14 protein-coding genes are annotated in these 15,120 nt (G+C 59.9%); 8 read left to right on the top strand and 6 right to left on the bottom strand.

Annotation, left to right across the window (positions count from 1 at the left end):
- Positions 1-22 precede the first annotated feature (22 nt).
- Both MRY80_RS03270 and MRY80_RS03265 read left to right on the top strand, forming a co-directional pair.
- The gene (locus MRY80_RS03270; RefSeq protein WP_293287954.1) at positions 23-1,345 is read left to right on the top strand and encodes a DNA methyltransferase; all 1,323 of its coding nucleotides are present in this window, start codon (positions 23-25) and stop codon (positions 1,343-1,345) included.
- 2 nt (positions 1,346-1,347) lie between these two features.
- Positions 1,348-2,244 (top strand): hypothetical protein, encoded by an 897-nt coding sequence (locus MRY80_RS03265; protein ID WP_293287951.1) that lies wholly within the window; start codon positions 1,348-1,350, stop codon positions 2,242-2,244.
- A gap of 196 nt (positions 2,245-2,440) precedes the next feature.
- Here MRY80_RS03265 and MRY80_RS03260 read toward each other — a convergent pair whose 3' ends face one another.
- From MRY80_RS03260 to MRY80_RS03235, 6 genes are all read right to left on the bottom strand, one after another.
- The gene (locus MRY80_RS03260; protein WP_293288357.1) at positions 2,441-3,040 is read right to left on the bottom strand and encodes a 5-formyltetrahydrofolate cyclo-ligase; all 600 of its coding nucleotides are present in this window, start codon (positions 3,038-3,040) and stop codon (positions 2,441-2,443) included.
- A gap of 48 nt (positions 3,041-3,088) precedes the next feature.
- Positions 3,089-3,580 (bottom strand): Rrf2 family transcriptional regulator, encoded by a 492-nt coding sequence (locus tag MRY80_RS03255; protein WP_293287942.1) that lies wholly within the window; start codon positions 3,578-3,580, stop codon positions 3,089-3,091.
- Complete coding sequence (locus tag MRY80_RS03250) at positions 3,577-3,990, bottom strand: group III truncated hemoglobin (protein ID WP_293287940.1); 414 nt, start codon at positions 3,988-3,990, stop codon at positions 3,577-3,579. The genes MRY80_RS03255 and MRY80_RS03250 overlap by 4 nt, the downstream gene beginning before the upstream one ends.
- A gap of 2,095 nt (positions 3,991-6,085) precedes the next feature.
- The gene (locus tag MRY80_RS03245) at positions 6,086-7,147 is read right to left on the bottom strand and encodes a 2-dehydropantoate 2-reductase N-terminal domain-containing protein (protein WP_293287938.1); all 1,062 of its coding nucleotides are present in this window, start codon (positions 7,145-7,147) and stop codon (positions 6,086-6,088) included.
- A gap of 122 nt (positions 7,148-7,269) precedes the next feature.
- Positions 7,270-8,043, bottom strand: a complete 774-nt coding sequence (locus tag MRY80_RS03240; protein WP_293287935.1) for an SDR family oxidoreductase — start codon at positions 8,041-8,043, stop codon at positions 7,270-7,272.
- Complete coding sequence (locus MRY80_RS03235; RefSeq protein WP_293287932.1) at positions 8,040-8,825, bottom strand: glucose 1-dehydrogenase; 786 nt, start codon at positions 8,823-8,825, stop codon at positions 8,040-8,042. The genes MRY80_RS03240 and MRY80_RS03235 overlap by 4 nt, the downstream gene beginning before the upstream one ends.
- A gap of 520 nt (positions 8,826-9,345) precedes the next feature.
- Here MRY80_RS03235 and MRY80_RS03230 point away from each other — a divergent pair.
- The 6 genes from MRY80_RS03230 to MRY80_RS03205 all read left to right on the top strand — a co-directional run bounded on the left by MRY80_RS03230 (position 9,346) and on the right by MRY80_RS03205 (position 15,120).
- On the top strand, positions 9,346-10,017 hold the full coding sequence (locus MRY80_RS03230) for a GntR family transcriptional regulator (RefSeq protein WP_293287929.1): 672 nt from the start codon (positions 9,346-9,348) through the stop codon (positions 10,015-10,017).
- Positions 10,018-10,308: 291 nt separating this feature from the next.
- A complete protein-coding gene (locus MRY80_RS03225) occupies positions 10,309-10,596 on the top strand; it encodes a YciI family protein (protein WP_293287927.1) in 288 nt (95 codons plus the stop codon).
- 22 nt (positions 10,597-10,618) lie between these two features.
- Positions 10,619-11,758 carry a maleylacetate reductase gene (locus MRY80_RS03220; protein WP_293287924.1) on the top strand — a complete coding sequence of 380 codons (1,140 nt, stop codon included), beginning with the start codon at positions 10,619-10,621 and terminating at the stop codon, positions 11,756-11,758.
- Entirely contained in the window at positions 11,755-12,594 is an 840-nt protein-coding gene (locus MRY80_RS03215; RefSeq protein ID WP_293287921.1) for an intradiol ring-cleavage dioxygenase, read from the top strand. The genes MRY80_RS03220 and MRY80_RS03215 overlap by 4 nt, the downstream gene beginning before the upstream one ends.
- 419 nt (positions 12,595-13,013) lie before the next feature.
- The gene (locus tag MRY80_RS03210; RefSeq protein WP_293287918.1) at positions 13,014-13,958 is read left to right on the top strand and encodes a sugar ABC transporter substrate-binding protein; all 945 of its coding nucleotides are present in this window, start codon (positions 13,014-13,016) and stop codon (positions 13,956-13,958) included.
- A gap of 64 nt (positions 13,959-14,022) precedes the next feature.
- The gene (locus MRY80_RS03205; RefSeq protein WP_293287915.1) at positions 14,023-15,120 is read left to right on the top strand and encodes an ABC transporter permease; all 1,098 of its coding nucleotides are present in this window, start codon (positions 14,023-14,025) and stop codon (positions 15,118-15,120) included.

Below are 15,120 nucleotides of genomic sequence, written 5' to 3'. Positions count from 1 at the left end.
GGCGGACAGAATGGAGATGCACATGCATTCGCCAAAGGAAGAACTGTGTCCTGTCGACAGGCTCACACCATATGCCAACAATGCTCGGACGCATTCGAAGAAGCAGGTTCGACAGATTGCCGAGAGCATCAGGCGCTTCGGCTTCACCAATCCGGTTCTCGTCGCTGATGACGGAACGATCATCGCCGGCCACGGTCGCGTCGAGGCCGCGAAGCTGATCGGCATGGCCGAGGTGCCGATCAGGAGACTGTCGCATCTCAACCGGGAGGAGGTTCGCGCCTACATCCTGGCCGACAACAAGCTCGCCGAGAATGCCGGCTGGGACCGCGACCTTCTCGCCATCGAGATGCAGGGCCTGATCGATCTGGACTTTGATGTCGAACTGCTTGGCTTCACGACCACCGAGATTGACATCGTCATCGACGGCGAGGCTTCGGGCAATCCCGGAGTTGATCCGCTGCGTGATGCGTTCGAGCCGGTTGCATCCGGGCCGGCAGTCACGCAGCCAGGCGACCTGTGGCTGCTCGGCCCGCACCGCCTGTTGTGCGGCGACGCACGCTCCGTTGAGGACGTCACGCGGCTGTGCGGAGGTGACGCCGTCGATCTGTTGTTCACCGACCCGCCTTACAATGTCCCTATCGACGGGCATGTCAGCGGTCTCGGTCGCATCAGGCATCGCGAGTTCGCGCTGGCCTCGGGCGAGATGGATGCCGCGTCCTTCACGGTCTTCCTGCGAGAGACGCTCGGTGCCGCGGCGTCGTGCCTGAGAGATGGCGCCATCGCCTATGTCTGCATGGACTGGCGCCACATGCGCGAGGTGCTGGATGCCGGCGGGGCGGTGTTCGATGAACTGAAGAACCTGTGCGTCTGGAACAAGACCAATGGTGGCATGGGCTCCTTCTATCGCTCCAAGCATGAGTTGGTCTTCGTCTTCAAGAAGGGCAAGGCGTCGCACATCAACAATTTTGGCCTTGGCGATGGAGGGCGGTACCGGACCAATGTCTGGGATTATCCCGGCATCAGTTCTCTGGGCGCCTCGCGCGACGAGGAGCTGGCCATGCACCCGACGGTCAAGCCGGTGGCGCTGATCGCCGATGCGATCAAGGACTGTAGCAAGCGCAACGACATCATTCTCGACGTGTTCGGCGGTTCAGGCTCGACACTGATTGCCGCCGACAAGTGCGGCCGACGTGCCCGCCTGATCGAGATCGACCCGCTCTATTGCGACACCATAATCCGCAGGTTCGAGCGGGTGACTGGTGAGCCAGCACGGTTGGGGCACTCCGGGGTGGTCTTCACCGACAGGGCCGCAGCATTGCAAGACGCAAATGCGGGAGGGTTCTGACCATGGCGCGCGGAAAAGACAACCGCACGGACGCCGGCGCCAAGACCGGACTTCGCGAGCTGACGCAGTTCGAGAAGGGGTTGCTCAAGGAGGCCGGGCGCAAGGTCACGGTCCGTGTTGATGGCAAGGCGGTGGAGGCGGATCTGGCGCAAGTCGTCACCAGCAAGCTGTTCGCTGTAGCCGCCCAGGGTTCGCCGCACGCGCTCGGTCATGTCCTGCGCAGCATCAACGAAGCGCAGAAACTGAATCAGGCACTTGTTCGTGAGGAAGTTGAGAGAGGTCGCAATATCAGGAAGTCCCTGGAGGAGCACCTCGCGCGAGCAGTCAGGAATGGCGCCGACCCGATCTGGGTTGTTCCGCATCCCGACGACATTGTGATCACCGAGGGCGAAGGCTGGGCGCTGACAGGCCCGGTTGACGAGGACGGCCTTAAACCAATCCAGGAACGCGTCGGGATGCGAGATGTCCTGCTGCTCCAATCGGTACTCGACGAGCGGAGTGGTCATGGTGACGGGGACGGGGGCAGCGCCTCCGACGTCCCGATGGCGGAGCAGGCGGGCAGTGCCTCGACGGCATTTGCCATGATGCTCAACGACAGCATGCCCGAGAGGTTCCGCATGTCGACACTGGAGATGGTGTTTGTCACCGATCGGCACCATCGCCTGACCAAGCGGGAACTGTTGAAGACCACCTACCGCGCCTGGGCGGCAATCGGTCAGCCCAAGCCGCGTGGCACAACCCTGCCGCCTTGGTGTGAGGTCGAGCCGCGGGTGGAGCGGCTGGCTGCCGTCTTACGCAGAGTGTTGGATGAAATTCGAGCGGACGACCTTGTTAGCGGCCATCAGATTGCTCTAAGTCTTCAAGACCTGCTTCGGCCTCGGGGGGCCGAGAAAGCGTAGAGCCCAAGAAGTTGGTTGGGGGAGGGCCTCCAGCCAGCCAACAGTTAGCACTGACTTTTTTGCGTTATCGAGGCTGACTCGATAGTATTTGCTCCAGGTCGTCGCTTCGAACCCGCGACTCCTACCCGAGATGACACATGCGGCCGGTAGATGTATCCGGCCCCTGAGAAAGTGTACTTGAAACGCCGGTGGCTGCTTAGGCGAGAATGATCCGGTCCATGCGCACGTCATGCCACTGTGGATAGATCGTCGCGAGGCGTGCACATGCGTAACCGACACCGAGGACGAGAGGTCCTGTTGCCATCGCGGTAAGCGTCCGGTCATAGAAGCCTCCGCCATAACCCAGGCGATAACGCTCGGCGTCAACGCCGACCAGAGGCGATATGACGATATCGGGCGAGACCGGTTCGCCTGCCGCGGGAACGGGAATATTCCAGATTCCGCGCTCGAGCTTTTCTCCGGGTGACCATAGGCGGAATTCAAGCGGTTCGCCTTTTGCGACGACCACAGGAAGCGTGATCCGACCACCCCGGTCGATCACGCGTTGCATCCATGGACGCAGGTCAGGTTCTCCCCGAAACGGCCAATAGAGCGAGACGATACGCCCGTTCGGATCCCCGGCCTCCTTGTCCAGGCGGTCCGCGATCAAACCGGCGAGACGGGTCCGTTCCTCCGCGGGGATTGCGCGCCGTTCGGCTATGAGCCGCTCACGCTGCGTCTTTCGCCAGTGGCTAACGTCATATGCGGCTTGGCGGTCTTCTGTCTCGGCACGAAACGCGGGATCGAGTTCATGCATGAAGCAGGGCGGCGAGGCGAATTGCGGATGGTCGTAGTCTGCCAAGTGTCATCCTCCTCCATGCGCGGTGGCGCCAGGTTGACCCGCCAGGTCGCCTTCAGGCGGACTTGCGATGCCTAGCAGCGCGGCCAGCGCTTCACGGTTCCTGACGAGGTCGCGTAAGTGATACTTATCGAATACGGAGAGGTAGGCGGCGAGCGCCTCACGGACGACTCCGATAAGACGGCATGACGGCGTGATCGCACAGGCCCCGCCATCGGCTTTCAGGCACTCGACCATGGCCTTGTCGTCTTCCATCGCCCGAACGACGAATCCGATATTGATTTCTTCGGGCGGTCTTGCGAGCCTGATTCCGCCCGCACGTCCGCGCAGTGTCTCCACCAATCCGAGTTCCGAAAGCCCCTGCGCCACCTTGATAAGGTGATTGCGGGACAGGCCATAGGCGGTCGCGACATCGTTGACCGTGCACGGCCTGCCATTGCGGACCGCGAGAAAGATCAGCATGCGAAGCGCGTAGTCGGTGTGAAGAGTCATCCTCATGCCGGCACCGGCCCGCTGGTTGCGGCAGGCAGCCGGAAGAACATCGCAAGCTTGAGGCTCTGCGCGATCCTCTCAGCCCGTTCAACGAAGACCTTGGCTGCGTCCGGGTCACAGAGATCCTTCGCCGTTCCGGCGAATATCGAAAGCCAGATGTCGAAATCGCTTTCCGTCACGCCCTCCAGCTTGATGTGCGCGGGCACAGGGCGACCCTGATAGCTTCGCGTCTTCAGGATTACCGAGCACCAGAAATCCGTCATCTTCTCAAGATGCGGCTCCCAATCGCCGGTGATTTCGCGAGCGAAGATAGGGCCTAACCGGTCGTCTTGGCGAACCCGGCGATAGAATTCCCGGACAAGGCGTCCGGTGAACGCCCTGTCCACACCCTCACGCTCCAGGGGCCGTTCTTCCATGGGAGCTGAATTCGCAATTCGGGAAAGTCCCATTTCCTAACCTCAATAAAGTGGTACTGTAAATACCACTTTAAGCACCCATTGCCGTGCACGCAACGGCGTGGCCGCGATCCCGTTCGCGCGGCCGTCGGACTCTTCCGCATCAAGCAGTGCGCAACCGAACCCATGGATGGTCGGATGCCGGCTTCCTCGCATTTCAGTCCATAGGCCTCTGACGCATGTTGCGGGCTCTGATAGCTGTGATGAATGACGTTTGTCGGCTTGTGCTGTCCGATCGCTATGTTCATCGCGCCCATAACTGACTGAGCCTCAAGGTTGGCCCCCATGACCGAGTCGACGATCTTGCGTCTACAGGGGTCAAAGACAGTTGCCAGATACAGGCAGCCGACCCGAGTGGTTACGTAGTTGAAGTCAGTGAACCAGAGCATCTTCGGCTCATGTGCATAGAAGTTCCCGTCAACCAAGTCATTGGTCGCCGCAGCCGTTCGTCACGAATCGAGGTCCGCCTGTACTTGCGATGGCTAACTCCCTTCGGGTCTGTGGATTTCATCAACCACCCGACACGCTTGCGACCGAGATGAATGCCGGCTTCAGCCAGGGCGCGCGGTGCGTCATCGATCTGCCTGGAGGCTTGATGGATGGTCTTGATGCGTCCGGTCAGATCACCATCGGCCAACCCGCAGGCTGATGGTGATCCACAGCGCCACGCATATAAACAGTTACGCGAAACCCTCAGAATACTCGCGATCGTCCCAATCGGGTAACAGGCCCTCCTCTAGGCGAATGCGTAGCATTCGCCCGCGGCCAATGGGTTGGCGATCATGAATTCGCAGACCGGGACGACGTCACGTCGTTCGCTGCAAACCGGGCCGAGGCACTCAAGAAGGTGTCGCGCTCGTGCGAAGCTGACGGTTCTACTTGCACGGCAGCCGGAGCTCGGCAATCGTCTTCTCGTGTCCCGCCGTCGATCCCGGCCTGCTTGGCTGAGCCATGGATCGTTGCGACATTCGGTTCGAACTCTCGGCCAAGGAATTCAACATTGCGCCCGTCTCGCATCAAGGCAATGATCTACTACCTGGTTTCCGCAGGGTACGGGTTCCTGGTTCTCGGCATGAGAAACACTCTCTTTCACAATCGGTAAAGTGTCCATCAAAGCGGGGTACTCTACCGGCCGGTACTTTCTGCTGAATGACTCGTCGTGGGTATTGCCCGCCGGCTTGCCGGGGCGTGAAAACCATTGCATATGCCTTCAATTAGAGGTCAAGCAGTATGAATTCGTCAAGACGGCATGATTAAACTGAATTTACTCCGAATATCTTGAGCTAAACTCTCTTGCGGCGACTGCGGCGCTTTCTCGTAAGCAATGCCAATATATACAAATCGGCCAACATAATATTCTAAATACCCGCTTGATAAAACCGAAGTGTGTATGATTTCGTATCCTTTGTCCTTTGTTTTTCATCTCGCCTCCCCATGTCGAAAAAGAAAGTAGCGGGTACTTAGTGCAGTGCCGAAATTGGCTCGTTTTGCGCTCTATGTATGCTTGGTGGGCGTAGAATTGCAAATACGTTCGGACCATGCTGCACCGCGGTAATTCAGGTGTTGAGGGCGGCTTTCACCTCTCCTCGGGTATTGAACACTGGCACAGCGAGCGGGCGCAACCGAGTTCGACCTTCTGGTCGACGTTCTTGGTTTCAAGTTGGTTTCATCGCCAGGATCGATTGGCAATCATACGTTCGGAAGTCGCTCCGCACTGAGACAATTCCTGTCATCGTCGGGCGAGTGTGTTGGGTTTCAATGATCCGGAGTGATTCTAGGACTCGACGGGCCTTCTGCGCGACTAGCCGGACCGAGAGCGCTCGCGGCCAATCGAATTCAACGCTGGATGACGGGCCGACCGATATGTGTGATAACACTTCATTGCGTCCGGTCAGACTCTTATCTGGCCTGACGTTTGTTGATCCCAACAGACTGGTAGCCGCGTCGGCATCCAGCTTTGATGAGATGTTTCGCAGGCTCGCTTTTCCAGCTCGGCTTTCTACGAGGTCCGGCAAAGCGATGTTCTGGGGTGCCGCGTGCAACAACTTTCGTTGCTCTAGCCGTCTTTCGCCGCGGCCTTATACGCTTCAATCATAAGCGCGGCATTTTCGGTCTTCAGGTCCAGTTTCCCTGCCTCGATCTCAATCGCGATCTCTACAACGCGCTGGTTGACAGGCGCCTTGCGCCCTTGCGCGCGCAAGGTCTCAACGACCCAGCCATTGACGTCGTCGACTTCGGCGCGGCGTCCCTTGCGCCAGTCCTGAAGGGAGGTGGTGAGCGTGTCTTCTTCGGAATAGGTCGTCAGAACCTTTTCAAAGATTTCATCGACATAGCGGTCGGGGTGATTGCTCATCACTGGGGGCATGCCGATGATCGGCATGATGGTGGCGCCGTCTGCCAAGGCGGCCTGCATGGCTTCGTAGCCGGCCGCCCGCATGACTTCAAACATGCCGGGTACGCGGGTTGCACCCCGCAGTTCTGTATTGATGATGGCGGAGGGGATAAGTTCGGCTGCGTTCACCACTAGTTTCATCCACTTTGCGGAATGGATGTCCTCGTGAACCTCGACGGTTCCCGAATGTCGCAGCAGCTCGGCCACTCCCTGGACGCGTTGCTGCGTCTCCGGGTCAAGCGCGCCCAGCGCGAACCAGGAGTCGTCGTGATCGTTCTGACGGGTTGTGACCCCCGGCGTCCACATGTTCGACGCGATCTGGATCACGGCTCCGACAGTGCGTTCGCGCCCGACGACGGCGGCGATGTCCTTGTGGCTCATTCCGTTTTGAAGACCGACGACGAGGCCATCGGGCGCTAGCACGGGCTTGATCAACTCGCACGCCCAACGCGTGTCATAGGCCTTGACGACGAGGAACACGATATCGAAGGGTTCCTTGACCTCTGCGACCTCGCACAGGTGGAGAGCCGGTGCCTTCGCGTTGATCGTGCGAGTGGGAAGGTTGACCGTGATCCCGTTCTCACGAATGGCCTCGACATGGGCGGGCCATTGATCGATGAGGGTGACATCGAGCCCGGCTAGGGCGAAGTCGGCCGCGATCGACGCTCCCTGCGCACCGGTTCCGAGGAATGCTATCCGGGGATCGCGGGTTGTTTCCTGGTTCATCGATTTCTCTCCCTGTTGCTGGCTTGGAACATGGCGAATGGGTCGCTTTTCCACGCTCAGGCCGCTGTTGGCGCCTGCCAGTGTCTTTTCAAATTGTTGAATTGAATGGTTTTATTGCGTTTCTAGTAGAACCCGCATCCTCCGTTCACGTCGAGCACCGCGCCGGTGAGATAGGAGGATTCCGGCGAGGCGAGAAAATGAAACGCCGCCGCAATTTCAGTAGGTTCGGCTGGGCGACCGAGCGGGATCTTCGCCCATTCGATCTCCTGCATCTCCTTCAGGGAGATGTTGCGTTCCCTGGCTTCGACCTCGAGCGCATCGAAATGCATCGGCGTGCCGACATTGCCCGGAGCGACCGAGTTGACCCGGATCTCCGGTGCGAGTTCGCCCGCCGCACTCTGGGTCAGCGCGATAACGCCGGCTTTCGAGGCGCAGTAGGCGCTGAAATAGGGATGCGCGGCACGGCCCCACCAACTCGAGGTCGTGGCAATGGCCCCGCCGCCCGACTGGCGAAGTAGCGTTACGCAATGCTTCATCATCAGGACGTTCGCCCTGAGATTGATCGAAAAGACCCTGTCCCAAATGTCCATATCGATCTGGTCGACGGGGGCGGCCTCGTGGTTGATGCCAGCGATTAGGCCCAGGAACGTCATGGGTTGGCCTGAGTTGGCGGCAACTGCCGCCACCCGCACCGCGTCGTCCTCGCGTGCGATGTCGGCTTGCACGCCGATGACCGTGGTTCCATGTTCGCGCGCCGCATTGCGCGCAACTTCCTCTACGGCGTCGGAAACGTCCGTGATGACAAGGGACCAGCCATTCGCTGCGAACTTGTCGACGGTGGCGCGGCCGATATGGCCGGCGGCGCCCGTCAAAATACCAAGCCTGGTCCCGGTCATTGCATGATCATCCCGCCATCGATCATCAGGCACTGGCCGGTCATGTAGTCCGACGCAGGCGAGATCAGGAATGCGACCGTTCCCACCACGTCCTGCGGAGTGGAGGTGCGGCCGAGCGGGATGCTCTTTGAGAAATTGTCCATCGCCTCGCCGGGTACCGAAGAAATGCCCATCTCCATCAGGTCCTTGTCGAGCTGGGTCCACAGGTCCGTCTGCACGACACCCGGGGCGAAGGCGTTGACGTTGATGCCGTGCTGGGCCAGCGCCTTGGCACCGGCCTGGGTCATACTGACGACGGCGGCCTTGCTGGCGCAATAGGGCACCCATTCCGCATCGCCGCCGCGGCTGGCGATGGAGGCGGTGTTGACGATCTTGCCCTTGTGGCCGGCCGCGATCATGGCCTTGGCCGCTTCCTGCATCCCGATGAGCACGCCGAGACCGTTGATCGTCATGATCCGGTCCCAATTCTCCTCCGTCGTCTCGAGGAAGTGCTGTGGCCGGTTGAAACCTGCATTGTTGACGATGGCGTGGATGAAGCCGAACGCCGCCTCGCATGCCTTGACCGCGGCCGCCAAGGAAGCGCGATCCGACACGTCGACCTTGTGGAAGAGTGCCTTGCCGCCCGCCTTGTCGATCTCGGCGACGGCCTCGGATCCGGCCTTCTCGTCAAGATCGGCAATGACGACACCGTAGCCGGTGCTGGACAGCTCGCCCGCGATGGCCCGGCCGATTCCGCGCGCAGCTCCCGTCACTATCACGCCGCCAAGATTGTCAGAATTCATGTCTTTTCCTCAAGATGCAGTCAGGTTTCAGCAATACGCCATCGTTCGCCCGGAGCGAGGTTGTCAGATGCGCGCAGACGCGGGCATTCCCGCATCCGCGCAACGGCTTCCCATTCCTCCCGCGTCGCGACGCCAGGCGGACAGGTGCACCGTATCGGTGAACATGTCTCGAAGAGATTTATTTTCCAGAAAAAGTACCTAGTCAACATATTTTCCACAAAATATCCTAGTAAAGATGGAAGCGATTCTGGCTTCCGCGCTATCGGACGTCCCAGACTTGCGAGCGTTGGCCACGGAGATGATCTAGTCCGGTCGAGGTGCGGATGTCCCTATCAACCGCCTTTCCGGCAGAAATCACACCGGATTTTCCAAGATATTTGCTTGTTGGCGGACTTGTCCGTATTCTGTGCGTTCGCGCTTCGGGCCGTGTGAGAGGTTCACCGGCTTGGACGCGAGGAGATCGTGCGGACTTGACCGTCTGTTGGCGGCGCGTGCGGTTCCGGTTTTCGGGGTAGGACGATTGAAAGACAGCGAAACAGTTCTGACGCGAGCGAGTTCGGTATATGAAACGATCCGTCGCGACATCATGAATGGAGAGATTCCGCCTGGCGGAAAGCTCTTGTTCGACGCGTTGCGATCGAAATACGACATCGGCATCAGTCCGCTGAGAGAGGCGCTGAACCGGCTCGATTCGGAAGGTTGGGTCGTGCGCGAGGAGCGCAAGGGGTTTCGCGCGGCGCCGATCTCCGAAGCCGAATTACGCCAGATCGTGGAGTCCCGGATCATGATCGAAGGGGCGGCGATCGCTGCCGGAATCGAACGTCGAGATGTCGAAGCTGAAGAGAAGATCGTATTAGCTTATCATAGGCTTAGTAAGGAAAGACGCCTTGTTGACGGGCGGCGCTCGACCCTTTGGGAAAAGCTGCACAAGGATTTCCATATAGCGCTGGTGGACGCTGCGGGGCTGGCGCCCGTCACGGCTTTCTGTTCGCAGCTTTTCGATCGGGCGGAGCGCTACCGGATCCTTTGTGCCTCGACCTATCCGGAGCGCAACGAGCGCGAAGAGCATGCCGAGATCCTCAATGCCTTCGTCGCCGGCGACGCGGCGCGAACCACAGATCTTCTGGCGGCCCACTATCAGGTGACTGTCGACCGCATTCTTGAGAACGGGTTCGACCAGGGCCGCCGCTGACCGCCCGCGACGGCGCTCAATTCTTGTTTTAGATTGTCGTTTTGCGTGGAGGCGGAGGGCAATGCCTGCTCCGCTTGTGTGAGCTCGCGCCGCGGTGCCGCCGCACGGCTTCAGCCGATTTTCCAAAAAAACTCGAATTTTCGAGATTCTGACTTTCCAAAAACATTTCCGTGATCTATTTGTTTGGAAATTAACGAAGCGGCAGCCGACGGGTCTCCGAATGGGGCAGGTGGGTGCTCGCCTCGCACCGGACACTCTGTGTGGCGGGCGACAGCAAAGGGACGTAGCGATATGTATTTCGTCGTGCATTGCCTTGATCACGAAAACTCTGTCGACAAGCGTCTTGCTCAGTACGATGCACACAAGGCCTATCTCGCCGATGCAGCGGTCAAGACGGTGATCTCTGGTCCGTTGCTCGCCGATGACAATGAAACCATGATCGGCTCGCTGTTCGTCTTCGATGCAGACAACGCGGAGGCGGTGGTCGCCTTCAATCGGGCCGATCCCTTCTACAAGGCCGGCCTGTGGAAGTCGGTCAACATTCATCCGTTTAACAAGCGCGTCGACAATCGCGCCTGACGCGACTGCGAGGCTTTCGTTCTTGAGCGAGGCGCGCTTTCCGGAGGAGACCCGAGGGGCCAACATGTTCTTTCAGTCCCGCTTTGATTGCCAGGGTTCGCCGGCCCGCGTCGTGTTCGGCCCGTCCAGCCGCCTCCGGGTTGGCGAAGAACTCGTTCGTCTTGGTCTTGAACGCGTCCTCGTGATCGCGACTCCGGAGTTGGAAGGTGTGGCCGGGGAGATTGCCGGGGCGCTTGGTCCGCGCGCGGCCGGATTGTTCGTTGGGGCGGCGATGCACACGCCCGTTTCCGTGACCGAGGCGAGGATGGCGCGGCTCGGCGATGCCGATGGCCTCGTCGCTGTCGGCGGGGGCTCGGCGATCGGTCTTGCCAAGGCGCTGGCGCTACGCAGCGGGTTGCCGCAGATCGCGGTGCCGTCGACCTTCGCCGGCTCGGAGGCTACGCCCATTCTCGGCGAAACGAAGGGTGGGGAGAAGACAACTCTGACCGATTTGAGAGTGCGCCCGGACACGATCGTTTACGATCCGTTGTTGGTTTCCTCGCTTCCGCCGCGTCTTGTCGCGTCAAGCGCTATGAACGCGATCGCTCATGCGGTCGAGGGCCTATATGCGCGGGATCGCAACCCGGTCGGAAGCTTGATGGCGGCCGAGGGCATTCGCGCATTCGCGGCCGCAGTGCCCCGTGTCGACGCCGACCGGGCCGATCTCGAAGCGTGGTCGATGGCGCAATACGGCGCCTGGCTGTGCGGCACGGTCCTCGGACAGGTCGGCATGGCGCTTCATCACAAGCTCTGCCATGTGCTAGGCGGGACTTTTGACCTTCCCCATGCCGAGGTGCACGCGGTCGTCCTGCCTCATGCGATTGCATATAATGAGGCGGCCGTGCCGGAATTGCTCGCGCCCGTCGCCCGGATTTTCGGTGCGGAGACGGCGGCCGACGGGCTCCACGAATTTGCGCGCGCAATCGGTGCCCCAACGGCGCTGGAGGCCTTCGGTTTCACCGAGGCGGATATACCGCGCGCCGTCGATGTCGCGCTGGCCCGGCCATACTGGAACCCGCGCGCGATCACGCGGGAGGGCTTGAGCGTGCTCTTATCAGGCGCGCTGACCGGAGAGCGCCCCGCGCGAGCCATGTTCAACGAAGACACGGAGACGGTGAAATGAACGCCCATTTCTCTGAGGCCCGCTCGGCCGACATTGCTATCGAACGGATCAGCGCCGACGCGCCGCCCCGACTAGTCGAGGTGGTGTCCTCTCTTGTGCGTCATCTGCATGCCTTCGCCAAGGAAACGAGGCTCACGCAGGAGGAATGGGAACTCGGTATCGATTTTCTTACCAAGACCGGGCAGATCTGCTCGGACGAGCGCCAGGAATTCATCCTGCTTTCGGACGTGCTCGGGCTGTCGATGCTGGTCGACGCGATCAACAATCGTCGTCCGGCGGCGGCGACCGAGAACACGGTTTTTGGTCCTTTCCATGTAGCGAATGCCCCGTTTCGCGAGATGGGTGACAATATCTGCCTCGACGGCAAGGGCGAGCCTTGCCTGTTTGAGGGGAGTGTCGTCGATCTCGACGGAAATGCCATCACCGGCGCGTGCGTTGATGTCTGGTCGGACAATGCCGAGGGTTACTATGATGTTCAGCAGCCCGGGATACAGCCGAAATGGAACAATCGTGGCCGATTTCTGACGGGCGAGGATGGGCGGTATGTTTTCAAGGGCATCAAGCCCATCTCCTATCCGATCCCTGATGATGGTCCTGTCGGCAAGATGCTTGAAGCGCTCGGGCGCCATCCCTACCGGCCCGCCCACATGCATTTCCTCGTAACCGCGCCGGGATATCAGCGGCTGGTGACGCACACTTTCGTCGAAGACGACCCGTATTTGGAGTCCGATGCCGTGTTCGGTGTCAAGGAGACTCTGATTGCCAACTACAAGCGCGTCGACGGTGGGGATATTGCGTGGCGTTCGACCTTCGGTTTCGTGTTGGCGCCGCTTTGAGGACGCTGAATCATATGCCCACGGCTGTGGCCGCAGGCCGAAAAAAGCAAAGCGTGCGCCCGGTCGGGCAATTGCAATGGAATTGGACATGCTCGAAAGTACTGCAATATCTGTTGCGCAGCCTGTCCGGGACCGCACGAGGTGGAGGAGACTTATAGCATGCCGCAGCAGTCCGACGACATGGCACAGCTGTACTGACGGGCAGGTCGTGTGGGGGGCGGCGGTCCGGGTTTCGCACCAAGCTGTTGCCTGGACGCCTTACCCTTAGGGTTCAATTTCGCGCTGCCGAAACAGCAATGATGGCTTGCGCAACACTCTGCGTGTGCAGGCCAGGTGTCTTCTTTGTCCGAATTTCGGGTGGAGATCTGCCGCATTTCCCCGGCGGCATGTAATCGGGGATGAAAAAGGAGGAGAGAACCTTGAAGCTGAATCTGAAGACAATCGCATTGGCTGCCGCGGCGGCTCTCACGCTGGGCTCGGCGTCGGCATCCGCCCAGGACGAACACTTCGTGTTCATCTATCACTCGCCGGACTCGGATTCGTGGTGGAACGTAATCAAGAACGCGATCACCGACACCGAGACCCAGATCGGTGTGACGGTCGATATTCGCAATCCCCCGAACGGTGACCTTGGCGACATGGCCCGCATCATAGAACAGAGCGCGGCATCGAATCCCGATGGCATCATCGTCACCATCCCGGACTATGATGTGGTTTCCGGTCCGATCAAGGATGCAATCGGGAAGGGTATTCCGGTCGTCACCGTGAACTCAGGCACTGCTGAGCAATCGGCGCAGCTCGGCGCGCTCATGCATATCGGCCAGCCTGAATATGACGCGGGGTTCGCGGCCGGAAAGCGCTCCGCCGGTGAAGGCGCGACAAGATTTGTCTGCGTGAACCACCAGATCAACAATGCTCCCCTGACCGAGCGCTGCCGTGGCTTTGCCGAGGGCATGGGCCAGGATTTCGAGGATCAGATGATCGATGTGGGCGCCGACCCGGCCGAGGTGAAGAGTCGCGTCGAAGCCTATCTGCGCGTCAACCAGGACATCGACGCCATCCTCGCCGTCGGCCCAAATGCGGCAGAGCCGACCATTCTCGCGCTGGAAGAAATGGGTCTAGCCGGTGAAATCAATTTCGGTACGTTTGACAACTCGGAAGCAATCGCTGGCGCAATCAAGAGCGGGACGATCAACTACGCGATCGATCAGCAGCCCTTCCTTCAGGGCCAGCTTTCGGTCATCGCCCTCGCCGACTACGTTCGCTATGGCGTCAGGATTCCGCATAACGTGAACTCTGGCCCAGGGTTTATCACCAAGGACAATATCGACCAGATTGCCCAATTCGCGGGTAAGTACCGCTAATTATGGCTGTCCGGGACAACGAGTTCCGTTGCCCCGGATCCCTCGCGTTGGAGATGCAATTTTTATGACCGACGAACGGCTCAAAGAGACCTCGGCGTTACGGAAACTCATGATACGGCCGGAGCTTGGCGCACTTGCCGGCGTGGTCTTGGTTTTCGCCTTTTTCCTGATCGTTGCCGGAGACAGCGGCATGTTCGCCGCCGACGGCGTCATGAATTGGGGCGTTGTTTCCGCCCAGTTTGCGATCATCGCAGTCGGTGCGTGTTTGCTTATGATCGCCGGGGAATTCGACCTCTCAGTCGGTTCCATGATCGGCTTTGCCGGGATCGTGATCGCGATCCTGTCGGTCCAACTCGACTGGCCCATGTGGCTATCAATCATCGCCGCCTTCGTCGTCTGCATGTCGATAGGCGCGCTCAACGGCTTCCTCGTCATCAAGACGGGGTTGCCATCGTTCATTGTGACGCTGGCGTTTCTCTACATCCTGCGTGGTATGACGATCTTCCTCGCGGTCGCTACCACCCGCCAGACGATCATTGGTGGCGTCCGCGATGTAAGCCAGGGAGACTGGCTCGCGCCCCTCTTCGGCGGTGTGATCCTGAAGCCAGCATTTCAATTTCTTGCCGATATCGGCTTGATTGACACCTATGTGCGAGGGACCAAGATGGGGCAGCCGGTTGTCGAGGGACTGCCCATGCTGATGGTCTGGGCCATCGCGCTGATCATCTTCGGGCACTGGCTTCTGTCGAGAACCAAGTTCGGCAATTGGATTTTCGCCGCTGGCGGCGACCCGGTTGCGGCACGCTATGTGGGCGTTCCAGTCAATCGCGTGAAAATAACCATGTTCATCTTCTCGGCCTTTTGCGCAACGGTGTTGGCGACCAGCCAGGTGATGGAATTTGGCTCCGCCGCTGCTGATCGCGGCATTCTGAAGGAGTTCGAGGCGATCATCTGCGTCGTTATCGGCGGTGCGCTGCTCACGGGCGGTTACGGGTCCGTCATCGGTGCGGCGCTTGGCGCGCTGATCTTCGGCGTTGTGCAGCAGGGACTGTTTTTCTCCGGCGCTGAGAGTTCGCTGTTTCGAGTGTTTCTCGGAACCATCCTCATCCTTGCGGTGATCCTGAACACCTATATCCGCCGCATGATCACGGGGGAGCGCTAA

The organism is Oricola sp. (assembly GCF_022763245.1).
In the GTDB taxonomy this organism is placed as follows: domain Bacteria; phylum Pseudomonadota; class Alphaproteobacteria; order Rhizobiales; family Rhizobiaceae; genus Oricola.
Note: the sequence above shows the minus strand (reverse complement) of the source record. Positions and strands in the feature narration are given on the sequence as shown.

What these genes read in the sequence shown, in the direction of transcription:
- MRY80_RS03270 (WP_293287954.1), top strand. Translation starts at nt 23, where the DNA reads ATGCATTCGCCAAAGGAAGAACTGTGTCCTGTCGACAGGCTCACACCA.
- MRY80_RS03265 (WP_293287951.1), top strand. Translation starts at nt 1,348, where the DNA reads ATGGCGCGCGGAAAAGACAACCGCACGGACGCCGGCGCCAAGACCGGA.
- MRY80_RS03260 (WP_293288357.1), bottom strand. Translation starts at nt 3,040, where the DNA reads ATGCATGAACTCGATCCCGCGTTTCGTGCCGAGACAGAAGACCGCCAA.
- MRY80_RS03255 (WP_293287942.1), bottom strand. Translation starts at nt 3,580, where the DNA reads ATGAGGATGACTCTTCACACCGACTACGCGCTTCGCATGCTGATCTTT.
- MRY80_RS03250 (WP_293287940.1), bottom strand. Translation starts at nt 3,990, where the DNA reads ATGGAAGAACGGCCCCTGGAGCGTGAGGGTGTGGACAGGGCGTTCACC.
- MRY80_RS03245 (WP_293287938.1), bottom strand. Translation starts at nt 7,147, where the DNA reads ATGAACCAGGAAACAACCCGCGATCCCCGGATAGCATTCCTCGGAACC.
- MRY80_RS03240 (WP_293287935.1), bottom strand. Translation starts at nt 8,043, where the DNA reads ATGACCGGGACCAGGCTTGGTATTTTGACGGGCGCCGCCGGCCATATC.
- MRY80_RS03235 (WP_293287932.1), bottom strand. Translation starts at nt 8,825, where the DNA reads ATGAATTCTGACAATCTTGGCGGCGTGATAGTGACGGGAGCTGCGCGC.
- MRY80_RS03225 (WP_293287927.1), top strand. Translation starts at nt 10,309, where the DNA reads ATGTATTTCGTCGTGCATTGCCTTGATCACGAAAACTCTGTCGACAAG.
- MRY80_RS03215 (WP_293287921.1), top strand. Translation starts at nt 11,755, where the DNA reads ATGAACGCCCATTTCTCTGAGGCCCGCTCGGCCGACATTGCTATCGAA.
- MRY80_RS03205 (WP_293287915.1), top strand. Translation starts at nt 14,023, where the DNA reads ATGACCGACGAACGGCTCAAAGAGACCTCGGCGTTACGGAAACTCATG.